Raw genomic sequence first — 18,307 nt, forward strand, 5'->3', positions numbered from 1 at the left:
CGGGACTCTCCGCATGCTCCGCTCTCGTTTCTCCGCCCCCGCCGCGCCCCGTGGCACCGCGCTCTCCGCCCACCTGCTGTGCCTCAGCCTCGGTGTGGCCACCGGTGCCAGCCTGGCCGCCTTGCCGCACACCGCGCAGGCCCAGCCCTCCGCCAGCGCCTCTGCCACCCCAGTAGCCCCAGCCACCCGCAGCTATTCCATCCCCGCCGGCCCGCTGGCCGCAGCGCTCAACCGCCTGGGGCAAGAATCGGGCACGTTGATCTCCTTCGCGCCCGGTACCGTTGCCGGCCTGCAAAGCCCAGGCGTGCAAGGTGCCGCAGATGTGGGCCAGGCGCTCAGCAGCCTGCTGGCGGGCTTGCCGCTGCAGGCCCAGCGCGATGCCAGTGGCAGCTATCTGGTGCGCCGGGTGGCACAAGCCGCACCCCAGGCCGCAGCGGCAACAAGCGCCGCAGAAGGTGCAGACGGCGCGCCCAGCATCACACTGCCCGAGCTGCGCGTGACCGCCCAGGCCGAGCGCAGCGCCACCACCGAAGGCACCGGCAACTACACCATCCGCAGCACGGCGGCCGCTACCGGCCTGCAGCTGTCGCCGCGCGAAACGCCGCAATCGGTCAGCGTGCTCACGCGCCAGCTGATCGAGGACCAAGGCATCACCAGCCTGGGCGAGGCCGCGCGCCACATCACCGGCATCTCGGTTATCAGCTCCGACAGCGACCGCACCGATCTGGATGCGCGCGGCTTCTACATCGACAACTACCAGTACGACGGCGTACCCACCTATGTCGCCAATGACTTCTTTGGCGCCTCGATGCTCGACCCCATCCTGTATGACCGCATCGAGGTGGTGCGCGGCGCCACCGGCCTGATGACCGGCGCCGGCAACCCTGGCGCCTCGGTCAACCTGGTGCGCAAACGCGCCAGCAGCAAAACCTTCACCGGCTCGGCCACCGTCAGCCTGGGTTCCTGGAACGAGCGCCGCGCCACCCTGGACCTGAGCACGCCGCTGGCGGACGACGGCCGCATCCGCGCCCGCGTCGCGGCGATGGCCGACGAGCGCGACTCGCACCTGGACCGCTACCACACCCGCAACCGCGCACTGTTGGCTACGGTGGAGGCCGATCTGACCGCCGACACCACCGCCTGGATCGGGCTGGAGCACCAGGCCAAGCGCCCCACCGGCGTTACCTGGGGCGGGCTGCCGATGGTTTACCAGGATGGCAGCGCCACGCACTGGCCGCGCTCTTTCAGCATTGGCGCCGATTGGACCGAATGGAACACCACCAGCAACACCACCTACGCCGGGCTGGAGCAGCGCTTTGACAATGGCTGGTCCATCAAGGCCAACGCCAGCCGGCTGGATGCGGACTACACCTCCAAACTCTTCTACCTGCTGAACGAGCCCGACAAAAACACCGGCCTCGGCCTGGGCCCCTACCCCAACTACTCGCGCCAAAGCTTTGCGCAAAACAGTGGCAGCCTGCAGGCCAGCGGGCCGTTTGGTCTGCTGGGCCGCCAGCATGAGGCTGTCGTGGGCCTCACCGGCAGCCAGTCCAACTACGCCTACGGCAACCATGCCTACACCGCCACACCGGTCGGCAATATCTTTGAATGGGATGGTTCCTACCCCGAGCCGGTCTGGGGCGACTTCCGTCCGCTGGGCGATGACCGCACACGCCAAACCGCCGTTTACGGCGCGCTGCGCCTGTCGCTGGCCGATGACCTCAAGCTCATCATCGGTGGCCGTGAAACCCGCTGGCAAAGCCAGAGCCTGACGGAGACCCGCAAGCACAACGTCTTCACGCCCTACGCCGGCCTGCTGTATGACCTCAACCCCACCTACACCGTCTACGCCAGCTATACCGACATCTTCCAGCCGCAGAACTACCAGGACAGCCAGGGCCGCTACCTGGACCCTGTGACTGGCAAGTCGTACGAGGCCGGCATCAAGGCCGCCTACCTGGACGGCAAGGTCAACGCCTCGCTGGCCGTCTTCCGCATCGCCCAGGACAATGTCGCCGTGCAAGATGGCGACAACATGATTGGCGGCACCGGCAACCCCGCCTACCGGGGCGAGAAAGGCGTGACCAGCAAGGGCTTGGAGGCCGAGGTCTCCGGCGAGCTGGCCCGGGGCTGGCAGCTGATTGCAGGCTTTGCCCGGGCCGACGCCCGCGCGGCCGACGGCTCGCGCCTGCAATCGCAGCGCCCCAACAACATGGCCCACCTCTACACCACCTACCGCCTGCCCGGCCACTGGAACGCCCTCAAGGTCGGCGGCGGCCTTACCTGGAAAGGCGGCACCTATGCCACCACCACCACCTCCACCGATGTGCAAGCACGCCGCGACCAGGGCGCCATCACCCTCGCCAGCCTGATGACCAGCTACGACATCTCGCGCCAGCTCTCGGTGCAGCTCAATGTCAGCAACCTGTTTGACAAGACCTACTTCGACTTTGCCGGCAGCCAGATCTACTACGGCGCGCCGCGCAAGTTCACGTTGACGGCGAAGTACGAGTTTTAAAGGCCCTGCGGCCACACAACTGCCTGCTGAAACACCAGGGGCTGACCCATCAGCGGGCTGATGGGCTGCCTCCGGTAAAGCACAGTTTCAGCGCAGATTTTCTTGCGCAACGGTGCCAGCGTCGGGTCTCGGAGGGGAGATACAAATCAGAGCTTCGCAGCATTACAGTCATTTTCATAATGGGAGCCAACATGTGCTGCTTGCAAAATGGCGCATACGCTGAAGATACTGGATAGCCACCGCGCCCAAGGCAGAAATATCGCCAGCCGCATGCTTAAACATTTTGAATAACCAATATTCTTATAAAAGTGTGCTTTGCATAAAAATCATAAGACTGATTTATGATTATCCACAAACGAAACCAATCGTTTAGCGGTTGATGCAGAAATTCCCGTCCAAAATCAAAACCTTGCAGATATCTATAGCGCTTGCTATGTCACATCGATTGCCACTGTTTTCATCTATTACACCGCAGAGGTTCAGGGTGGCATATGTTGGTATAAAACACATATCCGTTTGCCGCAGCCGTACAACGCTGTGTATAAATCTAAGGCGAAGGCGACCAGGAGTGCGCACCAAATACAACAGTGACCAATTATCAATATAGACAATTGATATCACCAATACCTTGCCGCATCCCAGAATGCATGTCACCTCGATCGCAATCTTTTGAAATCTCCAAGGAAAGATATGTCATTCAACTACTTCAAAAAACATGTGCTGCTGGCTGGGATTGCATTTTTACCGGCGATCGCCTGGTCACAGTTTGTCGTTCCACCCGCCTTCCGCAATGCCAGTGAACCTCAGTGGGAACTGACGGGTACGGCAAAGCTGACAGCCGCATCGCCACCGGGATATGACGCCGTTGGTAGCGGATGGTTGAGACTTAACGAGAACATCCAAACCCAAAACGGGTCTGCGTCATACAAAGGCGCAACCTTCTCTGCTGAGGAAGGCGTAATCGTAGATTTTGACTACGTCATGTGGATGAAACACACGCCGCAGAATTTGGCTGCAGATGGCCTGTCCTTCTACCTGTATGACGCATCACGAGGAATGAATGGCTCTAAAGCTGGAGCAGATTTGGGCTACTGCGGAGGTGAAGGTGGCTATTTGGGTGTAGGTTTTGATGCATATGGCTATTTTTCCACTACCGTATCCTGCGGAGAAAACATCAGCGCCACACGGGTTCCCAACACGATAGGGGTTCGAGGCCCCATATCTCAACGCAATCCGTTGGTTGCAAGCGTAAATGTCCCCGCATTGAACAATCCAGACGCCACTTCCCGCCCCACCGAGCGCTCTGCACGCATTATTTTGACCCCGACCGGCGACACCAATTCACCATTTTTGGTTAGCGTCTTGGACGGCCCTTTGGGCGCGCCCATACCTGTCATTACCAACCAGCCCTTCCCTTACGCAGCACCTGAGCAGCTCAGCATCGGGTTTTCCGGCTCCACTGGAGGCGCTACCGAGATCCACGAATTGCGCCTCAACAGTGTGGCGGTACCCGCCGATGTGCAAATCGACCTGGCCATGACCAGCCCCAGCATCCGGCGGCGGGGGGACACCGTCAGCTATTCGCTCAGCGTCAAAAACAATACTTTGAGCAATTCACCACTGTCCGCCAAGATCGACGATCCCGCCAGTGCGCCGCTGATCAATGACCGCATCGACGCGCTCGTCAACAAAACCTGGACCTGTACGGCCACCGGCGCGGATACCAGCTGCCCTGCAGCCAGCGGCAGCGGTGATATCGCTGACCTCGGCCATTACACGATGGGGCAGGATGGAGCGCTGAACTTTGTCTTCCAGGGCGCGGTGGACCAGAACGCCGCCTGCAATGCATCGGTCGGCAATAGCGCCACCATCCACTTCGCAGACGACGCCGGCTTTGTTGACCAGGACCTGAGCAACAACCGGTCCAGCAGCGCCGCGTTCGTGGTGGACTGCACAGAGCCACCCATCACCGTTAAACCGCCCCACCGTATCCCCACCGTGGGCGCCTGGGGGCTGGGCCTGCTATCGCTGGGTCTGATGGGATGGGGTCTGCATAGCCAGCGCCGCACGCGCAATCGCTGAGTACATCCCAATGATCCCGTCTGACCATTGAGCACCCATGAAAAAGCCCGCTGAAAAATCAGCGGGCTGTTGCGTCATGGGCACCAAGCAACTGCGCTACCCATTTAGTGGGGCCAATACAGCGCTGGAGGTCAGGCGCCCGGGCATGGGCCGTACTGCAAGTACAACAAGCCCGGATGGCGACTTACCAAGTGCTTTAGCCCCCGCTACCTTAGATCCAAGGCACGCCGTAGTATTCGTTTACCTTGCGGCCGTACTCGTCGTTGTAATCCTGCGTGGTTTCACGCGCATAGCGGGGGGCGCCTTCCAGTTGTTCCTTGGTCAGCGACACGACATAGCCACCCAGGCCGGTGTCGTACTTCAGGGTTTCCCATGGCAGCGGGTACACATCGGTGCCCATGCCCAGAAAGCCGCCAAACTCCATCACCGCGTAGCGGACCTTGCCGGTCAGCTTGTCCAGCAGCAGGCTTTCCACCGAGCCCAGCTTGTCGCCATTGGGGTTGTAGACCTTGGTGCCTTGCACCTTGTCCGAAGAGATCACGCTCGATGCAGTGTTTACGGTGTTCATATCGTTCTCCTGTGTTGGAAAGAGTGATTGCAAAAGGGGCCGGCTGGGGGTGCTTCGTAAAGCGGTTCCGCTGTGTGCCGGCCTTGGAATCAATGCTAAACAGCTGCCTCGGCGTGGCAGGTAGTCATCGCCGTCCGATAGCCGTAGGACGGGCCGCACCCGGTTTGCAGGACGGCCAAATCCCCCCGGTGTACAGCGGTGGGGATAGGCGCAGAACACCTGGATGCCGGCCGATGCAGCCTTCGCCGAAGCTGCAAAGCGGGCACGCTTGCACGCCCCATGGACCCCGCAAGCCGTGTGCCTGCGATCCTTCACGCGCCTCAGTTTGGGGGCTGGGCACCGACAGACGCCGTAGCCCACCGCGCCAGCCGCTGCGCTCGCCGCCAGACCGTCCCCCCCAACGCATGGCACCACCCGCTGGATGGCCGCCTGCCCGCTCGATACACCCCATCCCATCTCCTGCGATGGTGAATGGTCGGTGGTCAATGGCCAGTGGCCGTAGGTTATCGATCCGCAGAATATCCAACCCGCTGACTGCCAGTTCCACCTTATATATAAAAGCAGACGCCAACGATATTATTAATCCGCAGCAGAAATAATTTAACGCTAGCCCATTAAATCCACCGGTGTTATCTTGGCCTTTCACGATTCCCCACCCGGTTCATAAACCATCCACTTCAAGAAAGAAGATTATTATGAATTCATACGGATTAGAGAAGAAATGCCCGGATAAACCCGAACGCCCCAAAAACACCGCCGTCATCCGCAGCGTGGCACGCCTGCCCATTTTGCTGGCCCATGGCGCAGCGGCCCATGCCAAAATCATCAGCTTTCGCCATTTAAGCGATAACGGCGAGCATTTTGCACTGCAGTTTGAGCGCATTACCACCGATGTACCGCTGGTACGCCTGCATTCCGAGTGCCTGACGGGTGACGCGCTCGGCTCTGCACGCTGTGATTGCGGGCCCCAGCTCCATGAAGCACTGCAGCGCCTGCACCAGGAGGGAGGCCTGCTGCTGTACCTGCGGCAAGAGGGCCGGGGCATTGGCCTTTACCGCAAGCTCGAGGCCTACTGCCTGCAGGAGCAAGGGCTCGATACCTTCAGCGCCAACCGTGCGCTCGGCCACAAAGACGATGAACGCAGCTACCAGGTGGCGGCCGACATGCTCTACGCGCTGGATATTCCCAAAATACGCCTGTTAAGCAATAACCCCGACAAGGCCAACCAGTTAATGGATGCCGGCATCCATATCGCCGCATGCCTGCCCACCGGCGTTTACTGCAATGCCGACAACAGCGATTACCTGTCCTCCAAAGTCAGGTTCACATCGCATGCGATGGAATTACCCCGCATTTACAAGGACACGCCATGATTGCCCACCAATCCCCGATCAGCGGCGTTGCCGCCTATAGCGGCCAATGGGTGGCCACCGCCGGTTATGACAACCAGATCATCCTGTGGGATGCAGCGCACAAAATAGCGCTGGCACGGGTGTGGCATGACCACCTCGCCAACCAGCTGGCTTTCAGCCCCTGCGGCCAATACCTCGTCAGCGCCTCCAGCGATACCAGTGCCCGGTTATGGTCGGTACCCAGCCTCAAACTCATCGCGGTATTGTCCGACCATGACGACGATGTCGAAATGGCCGCTTTCCACCCCACCGCAGCGCTGATTGCCACCGCGTCCCGGGACCACCTGGTGCGCGTATTCGACTTTGAAGGCCGGCTGGTGGCCCGCTTTGCGGGCCACACCGCCGATGTGATCTCCATCGCCTGGACCCAGGCCGGTGATGCGCTGATGTCATCGAGCGACGACGGCACGCTCAAACAGTGGTCACTGGCCACGCAAACGCTGGTCAGCGACATCGACCTGGGCGGCATCGAGACCGACACCATCGCGATCGCCAGCGGCGGCACCATCTACGCCGGCAATGACGAAGGCCAGATCATCGTGCTGCAGGGCTCCGGCACCCATAGCATCGCCGCGCACGACTCGGGCATCAAACAGCTCACCTATGACGAAGACGAAAAACTGCTGGTCAGCCTGAGCTATGACCGCTTGCTCAAGCTATGGCACTGTGATGCGGGCCGCATCGAACCGGTCACGCAATCGGCCATTCCGCCGCAGATATGGCCCCGGTCCTGTGCGTTCCTCGACAGGGACACCCTGGTCTTCGCCACCTTCGGCTCGTCCTACGCGAGTTTTGACATAGGCAGCGGCACCTGGGACCTGCGCCTGGTCGAACCCACCCAGGGCGTCAATGCGGTGATCGCGCAGCAGGCTGACTGCATCAGCATCGGCGATGCGGGCATCCTGCGCATCAACGGTGAGCCCCGCAGCCACACCGGCAGCCTCTGCAACTTCCTCACCGCTGCCGGCGGCATGCTGTTTACCGGCGGCCAGACGGGGCAGCTGTTCAATGCCCGCACCGGGGAGGTCGTGTACCAGCACAAGTCGCCGTTGAACTGCGGCGCCGCCTTCACCCGCCACGGCGTGCCCCATATCATCATCGGCACCTACACCGGCGAAGGGCTGGTTTTTTCGGTATCCGGGCAAGGCGGTGCAACACTGGTGGCCCACTTGCAGCTGCATGACAATGCCGTCAAGGCCGTCGCCGCCTCCGACAGCCTGCTTTTCTCGGTCTGCGCTGATACCAGCGCCGCCTGGTTCCAGATCGCTGATCTGCAGGAAAAAGCCAGAAAAAACCAGGCCCATGGCCGCATTGCCAACGGCTGCGCGGCCTTGCCGGGCGACCGCTTCATCAGCATCAGCCGCGACCGGCAACTGCGCATCTGGGAGGACTTCAGCGCCACCGCGATCCCCACGCCCCACAGCCATTCGATCAAGTGCGTGGCTGCATCGGCCGATGGCCGGTACATTGCATCGGGCTCCTACGGCGGCTGCGTGGCTATTTTCGATAGGCAGCACCGGCACTGGCTGCCCTATGCCCGCCCCACCGCCGCCGGTATATCGTCGCTGTGTTTTGATGCCGGCGGGCGGCAGTTTCTGGCAGGCTCGTATGACGGGCAGATTTACAAGCTGAAGATTTAAACAGCGCCAGCACCAGAATCTGGCCACACCCAGGGCCAGCACCTCGACCCAGGCCAGGACCGCAGACGCAACCAGCAAAGGCCGCCCGCGCCACCGCCCTGCCATCCCTCACATCGACATCAACACCCCCAAAATCACCCACAACAACACCCCACAACACAACGGGCAGCCCAAAGCTGCCCGTGCTGTTGAACGGTCGTACTACCGGCGCGATCAATACGGCACAAAGATCGCAATCAGCAGAAAAGCCAAAATCACCGCGCCAATTATGGCAAAACGCTTGTTGGCGAATCGCCCAGCGCGGGTGTGGGAATTGGTAGGCTTGGTAGGTTTGGGGTCTGGTGGGTTCATAGCTGTGAATCTATCCAAGCGCCTGGCGCGCGTGCGTCAGACAAGGGGCAGAAAACATGCCAGCCCGGCAGGGGCTGGGCATGTCGGCAGCGGGGCCGTACACACCCGGCAGAGGACAGAGAGAATGCGCAGTTGGACGATAGCGGCAGCACTGCTGCTGGGCTTGGCAGCACAGGCAGGCATGGCAGTTGCCAGCGATGCGGCGGGCCAGCGCGGCCCGCAGGCTGAAAAGCCCGCTGCAGGCGCCGCAGCAGCGTCCCCCTCCACCCCCACCTCCAAGTCCACCTCTACTCCCCGCTCGGAACCCCATTCCCGCTCTGATTCCGCGTCCACATCCCCGTCCCATGCCGCCAGCGGCGACGCAGCGCCCGAGGCCAATGGTGCCGATAGCGCTGATGGTGCCGATGACGCCGATGGCCAGCGGGCGCCGCGCACCGAGCGCTCCAGCCCCGCTGCCAGCCCGGCCACCGCTGCACCGCCGCAAGCGGTGTTCATCATCAGCTGCAATGCCAGTGGCTGCAATGACAACCAAGGCCGGTTTCTAACCCGCTCCGGCCCCCAACGCCTGGTGGGGCCCAATGGCCTCAGCTGCCAGCTGATGGGCGGCAACTGGCAATGCAGCCCCGGCACCCCGCCTTGACGCTGCCTGCCTGGCAAGCTTGCGGGGGATAGCGGCCAGGCGCCTCCCGGCCGCCCTGCGCGCACAGTCCGGCGCTTGGCGCAAACCACCAACACATTGCCCAGGTCACGGCGCCACCCCTCGGCTGCCCCGCCCCGGCCCACGGGGCAGTGCCAGCCCCTGCCACCCTTTCAGCCCCGGTTAGCGCCTGCCAGCCGCAACGGTGGCAACGGTGGCAGCGGTGGCAGCGGTGGCAACGGTCGCAGCGCCCCATGCTGCAGCAGCACTGCAGCGCTCTGAATTACTTCATATGCTCGGCTTTGTCTGTGGCTGTTACAGGCATTTTCATCAGCGCCTTCGCCACCACGCCTGCCCACCCCGTTGGGTGGTAGCGCATCCCCTAGCGCGGTGGCACCCACCGCTGCCTGGCCTGCGCTGACCCGTTACTGGCGCAACCAAGCCGATTGGGGCTGTTCCTGCCACCGCAGCAAGGCAGGTGTAAGCCTATCGCCTCTTCTTATAAACAGAGCTATTTATCGGGATTGACAAAATTTAATCCTTATAAAGGCGAACGTTATATACAAATAATAAGCGATAGTGATAATCTATGCAGAACAGCCAAGTTTGCATACCGTTTATGCACACAGTAAGCGCCGTGATGGAGCGGCGTGCCGGCATAAACCTGCCGCCGCTGTTGGCGTGTTTGCCCCCCCAGCAGCATGGCATTTGCCGCATGGCCAACGCCTTTTACCGCTGGCATTGAGCCCCCTATTCCCTGTAGCCGGTTTTCCTTTTCAACTGCACTGCGCCCCAACCATAGCCATCTACAACAATCTTTAAAATTTATATAAATTTAGACTATTTATAAGTTCTGACTCAAACCCTGACGCAGCGCCCCGCTGCCCCGCGTCACCGGCGGCCCCACACCACCGATGCATCCCCCTCCCGATTAGGAAACATAATGAAACAAAAAACCTTCAACCCCTGCAGCACCGTTGGCGCTGCCATCTGTTCTGCGCAGCCTTCCCCTGCCATGTATTCATCGGCCCCTACCGCGCATGCTTGGGCACTCCGGAATCAATAGCAAAACACCAACCCCTTGCCATGCATATCGCCAAAGGCTATGGGATTAAATAATCCCATATATCCAACATTCGCCTTTGGTAAATGACATTAATTATTAATTAACGATTATTGTTGATTCGCAGCCACCGTGCCTGGGAGGTGAGGCTGTGGGTCTCTTATAGTTTGCACATCAACGCAAACAAAACCATAGATTTTATTTAATATGGAGAGAAAAATGCCAATTCTGAGCTTTAACACCTTGCGCCGGTATGCCGTTATCGGTTTTATCGCCTGCGCTGCATCTTGGGCGCCTTTCGCATCGGCGCAGAGCCAGCCGCCTGTGGTTGTGATGAATAGCTTGCCCATGGACTCGCCAGCAGCCTATCAATTCACCGGCACAGAGCAGCGCGGCCCCATTTTTCAAACTGGGCCTGTGGCAACCCTGATTCGAGAGTTGACTTTTGGGTTCGACGTGGAAACCTTTAACAGAACCGCAACCCTCAGCCTCTACCAACTGGACAACACCACTAACTTCCCCTCAGGCCCAGCCCTGGCATCCACCACTATTGAACTGTTGGGCAGTGGCGAGGCAACTACTGAGATTACCTACAACGTAGCTCAGCTAGGTACCATTGCTACCACTGCCATGCAGCCGAACCAAAAATATGCGCTGATTCTGTCGAATGCCAGTGCATACGCCGGGTTAACTGATGGATCTGGGAGTTTTGAGTTCGACATGACCTATAGCGAGGGTTTCAGCCTCGCAGGGCTTGGCTCCATCGACAGCGATGATGCAGGGGCAACCTGGCAGGATGAACCAACCATTCCCGCCTTTCGCATGAGCGTATCGCCTGTAGACCCCGTGGTCCCCCCCACCGCCACCCTCACCTGCACCCCCACCGAGCTGCTCGCCGTTGCCGGCCAGGTCTCCACCTGCACCGTTACCCTCAGCGCCCCTTCCACAACAGACACCCCCATCAACCTGACCTTGCCAGCGGCCAACCCAGGCTATACGACCACCTGCACGTCGCCGCTGGTGGTGCCCGCCAACGCCACCCAGGCCGCTTGCACGATCACGGCCGTGGCCAACACCACGCCGGGCGCACCCGATGTGACTGCTGACTTGGCGATTGCCCCGCCCACGACGCCGGATGCCTATACGGCCGAAGGCCCTGCGGCACAGATCACCATCCGCGCCGACGATACCGCCGTGCCTCCTGTCACCAACCCCACGCCTGTGCCTACCCTGGGCACTGTCGGCCTGGTCTCTCTGGTCTCCGTCATGGGCCTGCTGGGCCTGCGCCGCTCGCGCAAGCCGGCCTGATCAGGCAGAACCCCACTACCCCAGGCGCATGGCGGTGGCCATGCCCCTGGGGTTTTTTGCGCTCCACGCGCGGTGTGGCGGTAGATCTGCCGGGCAGCGTATCTGCCGGGCAGCGTATCTGCCGGGCGGCGTATCCGCTGGGCAGCACATGCCGGGCGGCGCATCCGCTGGGCAGCACCTGCCGGGCTCCTTTGCCGCAGCGCCCAACGCGCTCAGCCTGCAGCGCGTAGAGGCCACCCGCACCCCCAAAGCCCCATCCCGGGGGTCTGGGGCCCTCGGTAAAGCTCCTTGCAGGGGTCTGCACGCGGGCGGCCCCTTGCACCGCCTTCCTGGCCCCAGCTGTACGGCCGCCGGGTGCCGAAACCACCCAGCAGTTCAGCGCTATCGCCGCCCATCCGGTGGGCCGGTGTTCGCGCCCATGCCCGCCCGAGGCCGCGCAGCCCCTACCGCTGTTGGCCAGCCACCACCCCCAAGTGCGCGCCCACTTAGCGCAGCAGGTGGCGCAATGTCGCCTGCTGTTACCTGCTTTTTCATCTACGCGAACAAAGTGCGCCCCCACTTTTCGGCCCCCATCCGCCGGCACCCCGGGGGTGCGCGCACAAGCCCGCCATAGCGGGCACCCAGGTGCCGGGCGCGGCACGCGCTGCCAGCCAAGCATTCAGCATTTGGCTGCCAATCAGTCCATTTCGCAAAGCTATAAGCACGGTGCATCAGGAATGTTTAACGACAGCAATATCCTATTCAAAATCCAGTTTTTATAAAAAATAACAATCCATAGTGTTAGCCTATGCCAAACTTCGCTGGGCTTGCATACATCATTTGTCCGCATGCTGCCATGTGCTGGCGCATAGGGGCGTGCAATACCGGTTCACCGTCCGCCGGTATCTGCATCCGATTTGATTTATAGCAATCATTCTCAATCAGGGCTTGGTCTGCGGCGGGTGCGCCCACTTTCGCAATCACCAACGTTTTCTACCGGGGAGGTCCATTGGCATTCTTAATCTCATTAATAGCTTCGGCATAGCAACACTGGCCACTAGATACACGTTTGTTATCAATCACATATAGGTAATTGCCCTAATCTATAGCCCTTACTGCTTTACATCGTTGTGCTGGGGATCGGAAAGTCTCAGCGCCACTTACCAGAACAGGAAACATTATGAAAAGATCCTTCCTCCCTCTAAGGACATATATTGCCGCTGCCGTATGGGTAGCTGCGATGTATGGAGGCTCCCTGGCCACTGCGCAAACGCCTAACGTTCCCGTAGTTGCTGCGGACAGCGCAGGCCCCGATTTCCATTCCACTGATGAACTTGGTGCGCCCCAAGGGCAAGCGCCTGCCTTCAAGCCAGCTGAACTACCCACGCAAATTACCGGAGTGGTTTAGACCTGGCCCATACCGACCTTGCCGCGCAGGCATATCTGCAGTTTTACCCGTTGGATGGCAGCGCTGATCTGCAGACATAACCGGCTTTGGCGAGCGCCCGTGATGGGCTTTGCAGATGTGTGCCGCATGCGTCCATGCCGCTGATCCTCCACACATCCCGCGCCGCGCCTTTCCCTCGCCCCTCCCTCCAGAGAATCTGGCATCCGATGCATAGAAGGCATCAGCCTCGTATTGGATAGCTTTTAACAACATATAAATTGAGAATCGATATGAAAAAATCCTCCCTCCCTCTCCGTCCCTGTGCATTACTGGTGGCCTGGCTCATGGCAGGCGCTGCGCAGGCGCAGGTCAGTTTCAGCGGTGATTCGACACCCACAGGCAATATGGGCATGAGCTACAGCGCTGCCGATGTGACCGTAGGCAACACGAGGCCCGGCACGCTGGAAGTGACCGCCGGCGCCACACTCAGCACCACGGGCTTGGTCAACCTCGCAATGGTCTGGGATATTGCTGGCACGGCCAATGTGTCCGGCAATTCCCGCTGGAATGCCGAGGACCTGGTCGTGGGCAAAATGGGGCGCGGCTTCCTCAATATCACCAACGGGAGCCAGGCGACCTCTGCCACTGCGGTGATCAGCGAGGGGCCGATGAGCGCTGGCGTTGTGACCGTAGATGGCGCCAATTCCACTTGGACGCTTCCTGCCAATGCAGCCTCGTCATTGGTGTTGGCAAAAAATGCAGGCGCGGGCTCGATCGTTGTATCGAATGGCGGCGCGGTGAACAACGGCCAAACCGTTTCTGCGTCGCTGGACAACGGCGGCTCCAGTTCCAGCATACAGATCAGCGGCAATAACTCCAGCATGACATCGCTGGCTTGCTACCTGGGAGAAGCCGGCCATTCCAACATCCGTGTTGACCAAGGCGGGCTCATGGAATGCAAGGAGGCATCCCGGCTCACCTTTGGTGCGATCACCGTAGCAGATGCAGACTCGCTGCTGCTGATCGGCGCGGGCCTGGATATTGGCGCGAGCGACAAGATGCCGGTGAGCCAAACCAGCCTTTCCGTGACAGAAGGCGGGCGGGTAGTGGTGAAAGATGAGATCCGCCTGCCCTTTGTAACCAACGCCGCAGACCAGAATACCTGGGCCTCTATCTTTGTTCTCGGTGCGGTGCCGGGCACTATTGATGCCAAGGGCATCTTGTTCGGCGCCAATGCCTCGGGCAGCATCAGTTTTTACCATACCGATAACTCCGGCAATTACCAGTTCCCTACCCCTGTTTCCGGCCCAGGCACGGTCAACGTAATGCCCTACGCTGGTAGTGAGATTGGCTTTACCACGATGACCGGCAACAACACCTATAGCGGCAAGACCAATGTGGAAGCCGGCACCCTGCGTGCAGGCGCAGCCACGGGCCTGAGCGCAAACTCGGACTTTGTGGTTGCCAGCGGCGCCACGCTGGACACCAACACCTTCAACGCCCGCATCAATAGCCTGGAGAACTCCGGCACGGTGACGATGGCGGCGGGCGGCACCACGGGATCGTTGACCGTTGCCCAGAACTACAGCAGCAATGGTGGCAAGCTGGTGCTGAACACCCGCCTGGGCGACAGCAACTCGCCTACCGAGAAACTGGTGGTAGGTGGCAACACCAGTGGCGACACCGTTTTAGATATTACCAACCTGGGCGGCACCGGCGCGCCATCGACAGGCAATGGCATCTTGGTGGTGCAGGTCAACGGCGCATCGAACGGCACGTTCCGCCTGCCCGCACCGGGCTACCTGCAGGCCGGCAGCTTCCGCTATGACCTGGTCAAAACCGGCAACCACTGGTACCTGGTGAGCGAAGCGCGCGCCGAAAGCGCCCCTGCGGTGGGTGTTGTCTGCAGCCCTGCCGAGCTGAGCGATGCAGCCGGCCAGGCCGCCACCTGCAAGGTGTCGCTGAACGCCGCGTTGACCAGCGACCTGAGCGTCAACCTGGCCTTGCCGGCCGCCAGCGCCCGCTACACCACCACCTGCGCCTCGCCCATCGTCGTGCCCGCCCATGCGACCGAGGCATCGTGCACGATCACCGCCGTGCCCAACAACACCGCCAATGATGGCGATGTGACGGCCACGTTGGCGATTGCGCCGCCCACGGTGGCCGATGCCTATACCGTCAACGGCCCGGCCGCACAGGTGCTGATCAAGGACAAGGACAAGACCGGCGGTGAAGGCCCTGGCGAAGGTCCTGGTGAAGGCCCTGGTGAAGATCCTCGTGAAGGCCCTGGCGATAACGGTGGCAGTAACGGCGCCACGCCCCACAAAGTACCCACCCTCGGCACCTTGGGCCTCGTATCGATGGCGTCCATGCTGGGCCTGGTGGGCCTGCGCCGCACGCGCAAGCCAGGCCAGCCGCGCGCAGCATCCTGCACAACGGCTTAACCCCTCTCCCCCTCTCTCCTCCCTCCAGAAGAGCCCTGCCATCCGGTACACAGAAGGCACCAGCCTCGCACCGGATAGCTTTTTACAACCTTTAAAACGTACCAATGATGAAAAAGGCGATCCTCCCTCTGCGCCCCTGCGCGCTGCTTGTTTCTTGTTTTATCGCTGGTTTGGCGCAGGCGCAAACCATCTCGATCACCGGTGATTCCACGCCGGCGGGTGAGATGGGCGCCAGCTATGACACGGCCCGCATTATTGTCGGCAACACCAGCGCGGGGGCCTTGGATGTGCGCGGTGGCGGCAAGTTGACGTCTACCGATGTATTTCTAGGTATTGCCGAGGGCAGCAATGGCACGGCAGTGGTGGATGGCACCGGTTCCTCGTGGGTGATCAATGCGCCTTTTGACGTGGGTTTGATCATCGGCCAGGGACAAGGCTCGGGCAGCTTGAGAATCACGAATGGCGCATCGGTAATCAACAACAAAAGTCTAACGGCATCGAATGCTCCCAACTCCATCGCGTTGATAGAAGTGGATGGCGCCAATTCCACACTGACCAATGGAGGGCTTTGCGCCATGGGCGGATCGGATACGTCGACCATGCGTATCAGCAATGGCGGCATGGTTCGCTGCGGCGGAATTGGCCGTATTGGATTTGGCAGCGCAACCTTGGCGGGCGCCGGTTCAAAGTGGGTGATAGGCACCGATCTGTATATGGCGGCCGCCACCGATATGCATTCCACACTGAATATCGGCGAAGGCAGCGTGGTAGAAATTGGCGGCACCGCGGAAGTGCCAAGTTTCGCGGACGCAACGATATCGACCAGCGCCACCGTCAATATTGAAGGCAGCACCACACCCGGCGCGCTGGCCGCAGCCAGACTTTTGTTTGGCCCGAATGAAGCAGGCGTCCTCAACTTCAACCACAGCGACACCTCCGGCAACTACCAATTTGCGACGCCGATGACAGGCCCGGGCAAGGTCTATGTGCTGAATGGTGGCACGACCACCCTGACCGGCAATAACAGCTACACAGGCGGCACCAGCGTGACCGAGGGCACCTTGCGCGCGGGCTCTGCCACGGCACTGAGCAGTGCAACGGCGTTCTCCATTGGCACCAACGGCACGCTCGATACGGGCACTTTCAGCCCCACCCTGAGCAGCCTGCACCACGGAGGAACGGTGACGATGCTGGCGGGCGGCACCAGCAGCACCTTGACGGTGAGCGGCGAATACTATGGCCACCTGGGCAGCATAGCGCTGAACGCCGTGCTGGGCGACAGCAGCTCCGCATCGCAAAAGCTGATCGTCAATGGCGATGCGATGGGCGTCACCACGTTGAACATCACCAACCTGGGCGGCGCGGGCGCACAGACCACCGGCAATGGCATCTTGGTGGTGCAGGTGGCGGGTACGTCATTTGGCAATTTTGAGCTGCCCGAGCCCGGCTATATCCAGGCGGGCGGCTTCCGCTACAGCCTGGCCAAGGTGGGCAACAACTGGTACCTGCAGTCGGAGGAGCAGCTCGAAGCCGCCGCACCGGCCGCCAGCGTCGTCTGTGACCCTTCCGAGCTGAACGGTGCAGACACCCTGGTCGCCACCTGCAAGGTGTCGCTGAGCGTGGCCGCCACGGCCGACCTGCCCATCAACCTGACCTTGCCTGCCACCCACCCGCGTTACACGACGACCTGCAGCTCGCCGATCACCGTGCCGGCCAACGCCACCGAGGCATCGTGCACGATTACCGCCGCCGCCAGCGAGGGTGCCAATGGTGCCGATGTAACGGCGGTGCTGGCCATCGCCCCACCCACCGTGGCCGATGCCTACACCGTCACCGGCCCCGCAGCGGAGGTCGTTATCAAGGCCGTAGAAGGCAGAGAGGGCGGTGGCGGTGACAACGGCGGTGGCGACAACGGCGGTGGCGCCGTGCCGCACAAGGTGCCGACGATGGGCGCCGCAGGTCTGATGGCGATGGCGTCGATCCTCAGCCTGTTGGGCCTGCGCCGCGTGCGCAAGGATCGCACAGCGGTTTGATCGCTGCGCTGGCTTCGTCACTGAACAGCCCTGGCGCTGGTGGCTGGCTGGTATATAGCCAGCCGCTATAGCCCGCTTTTGAGCCCCGTTGGACACGGGGCTTTTCTTTTTGCTTGCGCTTTGATGTCCACCCTCACCCCTGCCCTCTCCCGCCAGCGGGAGAGGGAGTTTGGGGTTGTTTTTCTCCCCTCTCCCGCGAGCGGAAGAGGGAGTTTGGGGAGATGTGGGCTGGTTTTTTACCCTCACCCCCGCCCTCTCCCGCAAGCGGGAGAGGGAGTTTGGGGACGGCGGTTGGTTTTCTCCCCTCTCCCGCGTGCGGGAGAGGGCTAGGGTGAGGGTGACTGCAAGGGTGAGTGCCAGGGTAAACATGAGCGCAAGGCGGACCCAGTATCTGCACTGCACTTCGGCCTTTGATGCGCTGGCCATTTATCGCACTTTCCCCACAGCATGCACCCCAGCTGTTGCGGCCCGGCCCCATGCAGCCGGTTGACGCGGTTACAGCCTTTTGCAGAGATGTAAGTAATTCGCGCCGCTCCCCATCGGTGAATCAAACATTCTTGGCCGCAGACGTAGCAATTTCTCTGCAACGCCGATCCAACGATTCCAGCAATACCCTCTACCGAGGGCCTCTACACGCGCCAAGCCATATCCATTGACCCACATCAATTTATCAATATCAAATCATTTGATTTGCGCTCTTTATTAACGTCAGTACTGCCTATCTCTGCCCTGCGCATTAGTCCATCAAATTAGTAAAATTTATAATTTTTATCAATAACGAGTGTTAATCTTTGTCCCTATGCATGACTTGCATAGAAATGTGCATGACATGCATCAAACATGTGTATATTTCCATTCAAGAAATAGAACTTTTATGATGAAAAA

The 18,307-nt window shown here is 60.7% G+C and carries 11 protein-coding genes; 8 read left to right on the forward strand and 3 right to left on the reverse strand.

Annotation, left to right across the window (positions count from 1 at the left end):
• Positions 1-13 precede the first annotated feature (13 nt).
• Complete coding sequence (locus tag ACHWUQ_RS19295; RefSeq protein WP_394682113.1) at positions 14-2,518, forward strand: TonB-dependent siderophore receptor; 2,505 nt, start codon at positions 14-16, stop codon at positions 2,516-2,518.
• A gap of 690 nt (positions 2,519-3,208) precedes the next feature.
• Positions 3,209-4,600, forward strand: a complete 1,392-nt coding sequence (locus ACHWUQ_RS19300; RefSeq protein WP_394682114.1) for an IPTL-CTERM sorting domain-containing protein — start codon at positions 3,209-3,211, stop codon at positions 4,598-4,600.
• Positions 4,601-4,811: 211 nt separating this feature from the next.
• Here the strand turns inward: ACHWUQ_RS19300 and ACHWUQ_RS19305 are convergent, their stop codons facing one another.
• Complete coding sequence (locus tag ACHWUQ_RS19305) at positions 4,812-5,168, reverse strand: PRC-barrel domain-containing protein (protein WP_239811495.1); 357 nt, start codon at positions 5,166-5,168, stop codon at positions 4,812-4,814.
• 821 nt (positions 5,169-5,989) lie between these two features.
• Here ACHWUQ_RS19305 and ribA point away from each other — a divergent pair.
• Together ribA and ACHWUQ_RS19315 are read left to right on the forward strand one after the other, a co-directional pair.
• Positions 5,990-6,541 carry a GTP cyclohydrolase II RibA gene (gene ribA, locus ACHWUQ_RS19310; protein ID WP_312807712.1) on the forward strand — a complete coding sequence of 184 codons (552 nt, stop codon included), beginning with the start codon at positions 5,990-5,992 and terminating at the stop codon, positions 6,539-6,541.
• The gene (locus ACHWUQ_RS19315; protein WP_394682115.1) at positions 6,538-8,220 is read left to right on the forward strand and encodes a hypothetical protein; all 1,683 of its coding nucleotides are present in this window, start codon (positions 6,538-6,540) and stop codon (positions 8,218-8,220) included. Before ribA ends, ACHWUQ_RS19315 begins: the two co-directional genes overlap by 4 nt.
• Positions 8,221-8,433: 213 nt before the next feature.
• On the opposite strand, the gene ACHWUQ_RS19320 is transcribed toward ACHWUQ_RS19315, so the two are convergent.
• Positions 8,434-8,571, reverse strand: a complete 138-nt coding sequence (locus tag ACHWUQ_RS19320; protein WP_369458736.1) for a hypothetical protein — start codon at positions 8,569-8,571, stop codon at positions 8,434-8,436.
• A 124-nt stretch (positions 8,572-8,695) separates the two neighbouring features.
• Between ACHWUQ_RS19320 and ACHWUQ_RS19325 the strand changes: the two genes are divergently transcribed.
• Positions 8,696-9,211 carry a hypothetical protein gene (locus ACHWUQ_RS19325; protein ID WP_394682116.1) on the forward strand — a complete coding sequence of 172 codons (516 nt, stop codon included), beginning with the start codon at positions 8,696-8,698 and terminating at the stop codon, positions 9,209-9,211.
• A 1,170-nt stretch (positions 9,212-10,381) separates the two neighbouring features.
• Here ACHWUQ_RS19325 and ACHWUQ_RS19330 read toward each other — a convergent pair.
• Entirely contained in the window at positions 10,382-10,621 is a 240-nt protein-coding gene (locus ACHWUQ_RS19330; protein WP_394682117.1) for a hypothetical protein, read from the reverse strand.
• A gap of 370 nt (positions 10,622-10,991) precedes the next feature.
• On the opposite strand from ACHWUQ_RS19330, the gene ACHWUQ_RS19335 reads away from it, so the two are divergent.
• The 3 genes from ACHWUQ_RS19335 to ACHWUQ_RS19345 all read left to right on the forward strand — a co-directional run bounded on the left by ACHWUQ_RS19335 (position 10,992) and on the right by ACHWUQ_RS19345 (position 17,422).
• Positions 10,992-11,579: a hypothetical protein gene (locus tag ACHWUQ_RS19335; protein ID WP_394682118.1), complete on the forward strand. Its 588-nt coding sequence runs from the start codon at positions 10,992-10,994 to the stop codon at positions 11,577-11,579.
• A 1,656-nt stretch (positions 11,580-13,235) separates the two neighbouring features.
• Positions 13,236-15,389 carry an autotransporter outer membrane beta-barrel domain-containing protein gene (locus ACHWUQ_RS19340; protein WP_394682119.1) on the forward strand — a complete coding sequence of 718 codons (2,154 nt, stop codon included), beginning with the start codon at positions 13,236-13,238 and terminating at the stop codon, positions 15,387-15,389.
• Between the two features lie 107 nt (positions 15,390-15,496).
• Entirely contained in the window at positions 15,497-17,422 is a 1,926-nt protein-coding gene (locus ACHWUQ_RS19345; protein WP_394682120.1) for an autotransporter outer membrane beta-barrel domain-containing protein, read from the forward strand.
• The last annotated feature ends 885 nt before the right edge of the window (positions 17,423-18,307 follow it).

This window comes from uncultured Comamonas sp. (genome assembly GCF_964277875.1).
Lineage (GTDB): Bacteria > Pseudomonadota > Gammaproteobacteria > Burkholderiales > Burkholderiaceae_C > Comamonas > Comamonas sediminis.

Bases quoted from the DNA above. Each gene is read 5' to 3' on its own strand.
- ACHWUQ_RS19325 (WP_394682116.1), top strand. From the start codon at position 8,696: ATGCGCAGTTGGACGATAGCGGCAGCACTGCTGCTGGGCTTGGCAGCA.
- ACHWUQ_RS19335 (WP_394682118.1), top strand. From the start codon at position 10,992: ATGACCTATAGCGAGGGTTTCAGCCTCGCAGGGCTTGGCTCCATCGAC.
- ACHWUQ_RS19315 (WP_394682115.1), top strand. From the start codon at position 6,538: ATGATTGCCCACCAATCCCCGATCAGCGGCGTTGCCGCCTATAGCGGC.
- ACHWUQ_RS19340 (WP_394682119.1), top strand. From the start codon at position 13,236: ATGAAAAAATCCTCCCTCCCTCTCCGTCCCTGTGCATTACTGGTGGCC.
- ACHWUQ_RS19305 (WP_239811495.1), bottom strand. From the start codon at position 5,168: ATGAACACCGTAAACACTGCATCGAGCGTGATCTCTTCGGACAAGGTG.
- ACHWUQ_RS19320 (WP_369458736.1), bottom strand. From the start codon at position 8,571: ATGAACCCACCAGACCCCAAACCTACCAAGCCTACCAATTCCCACACC.
- ACHWUQ_RS19330 (WP_394682117.1), bottom strand. From the start codon at position 10,621: ATGGGCAAGCTATTCATCACAACCACAGGCGGCTGGCTCTGCGCCGAT.
- ACHWUQ_RS19295 (WP_394682113.1), top strand. From the start codon at position 14: ATGCTCCGCTCTCGTTTCTCCGCCCCCGCCGCGCCCCGTGGCACCGCG.
- ACHWUQ_RS19345 (WP_394682120.1), top strand. From the start codon at position 15,497: ATGAAAAAGGCGATCCTCCCTCTGCGCCCCTGCGCGCTGCTTGTTTCT.
- ACHWUQ_RS19300 (WP_394682114.1), top strand. From the start codon at position 3,209: ATGTCATTCAACTACTTCAAAAAACATGTGCTGCTGGCTGGGATTGCA.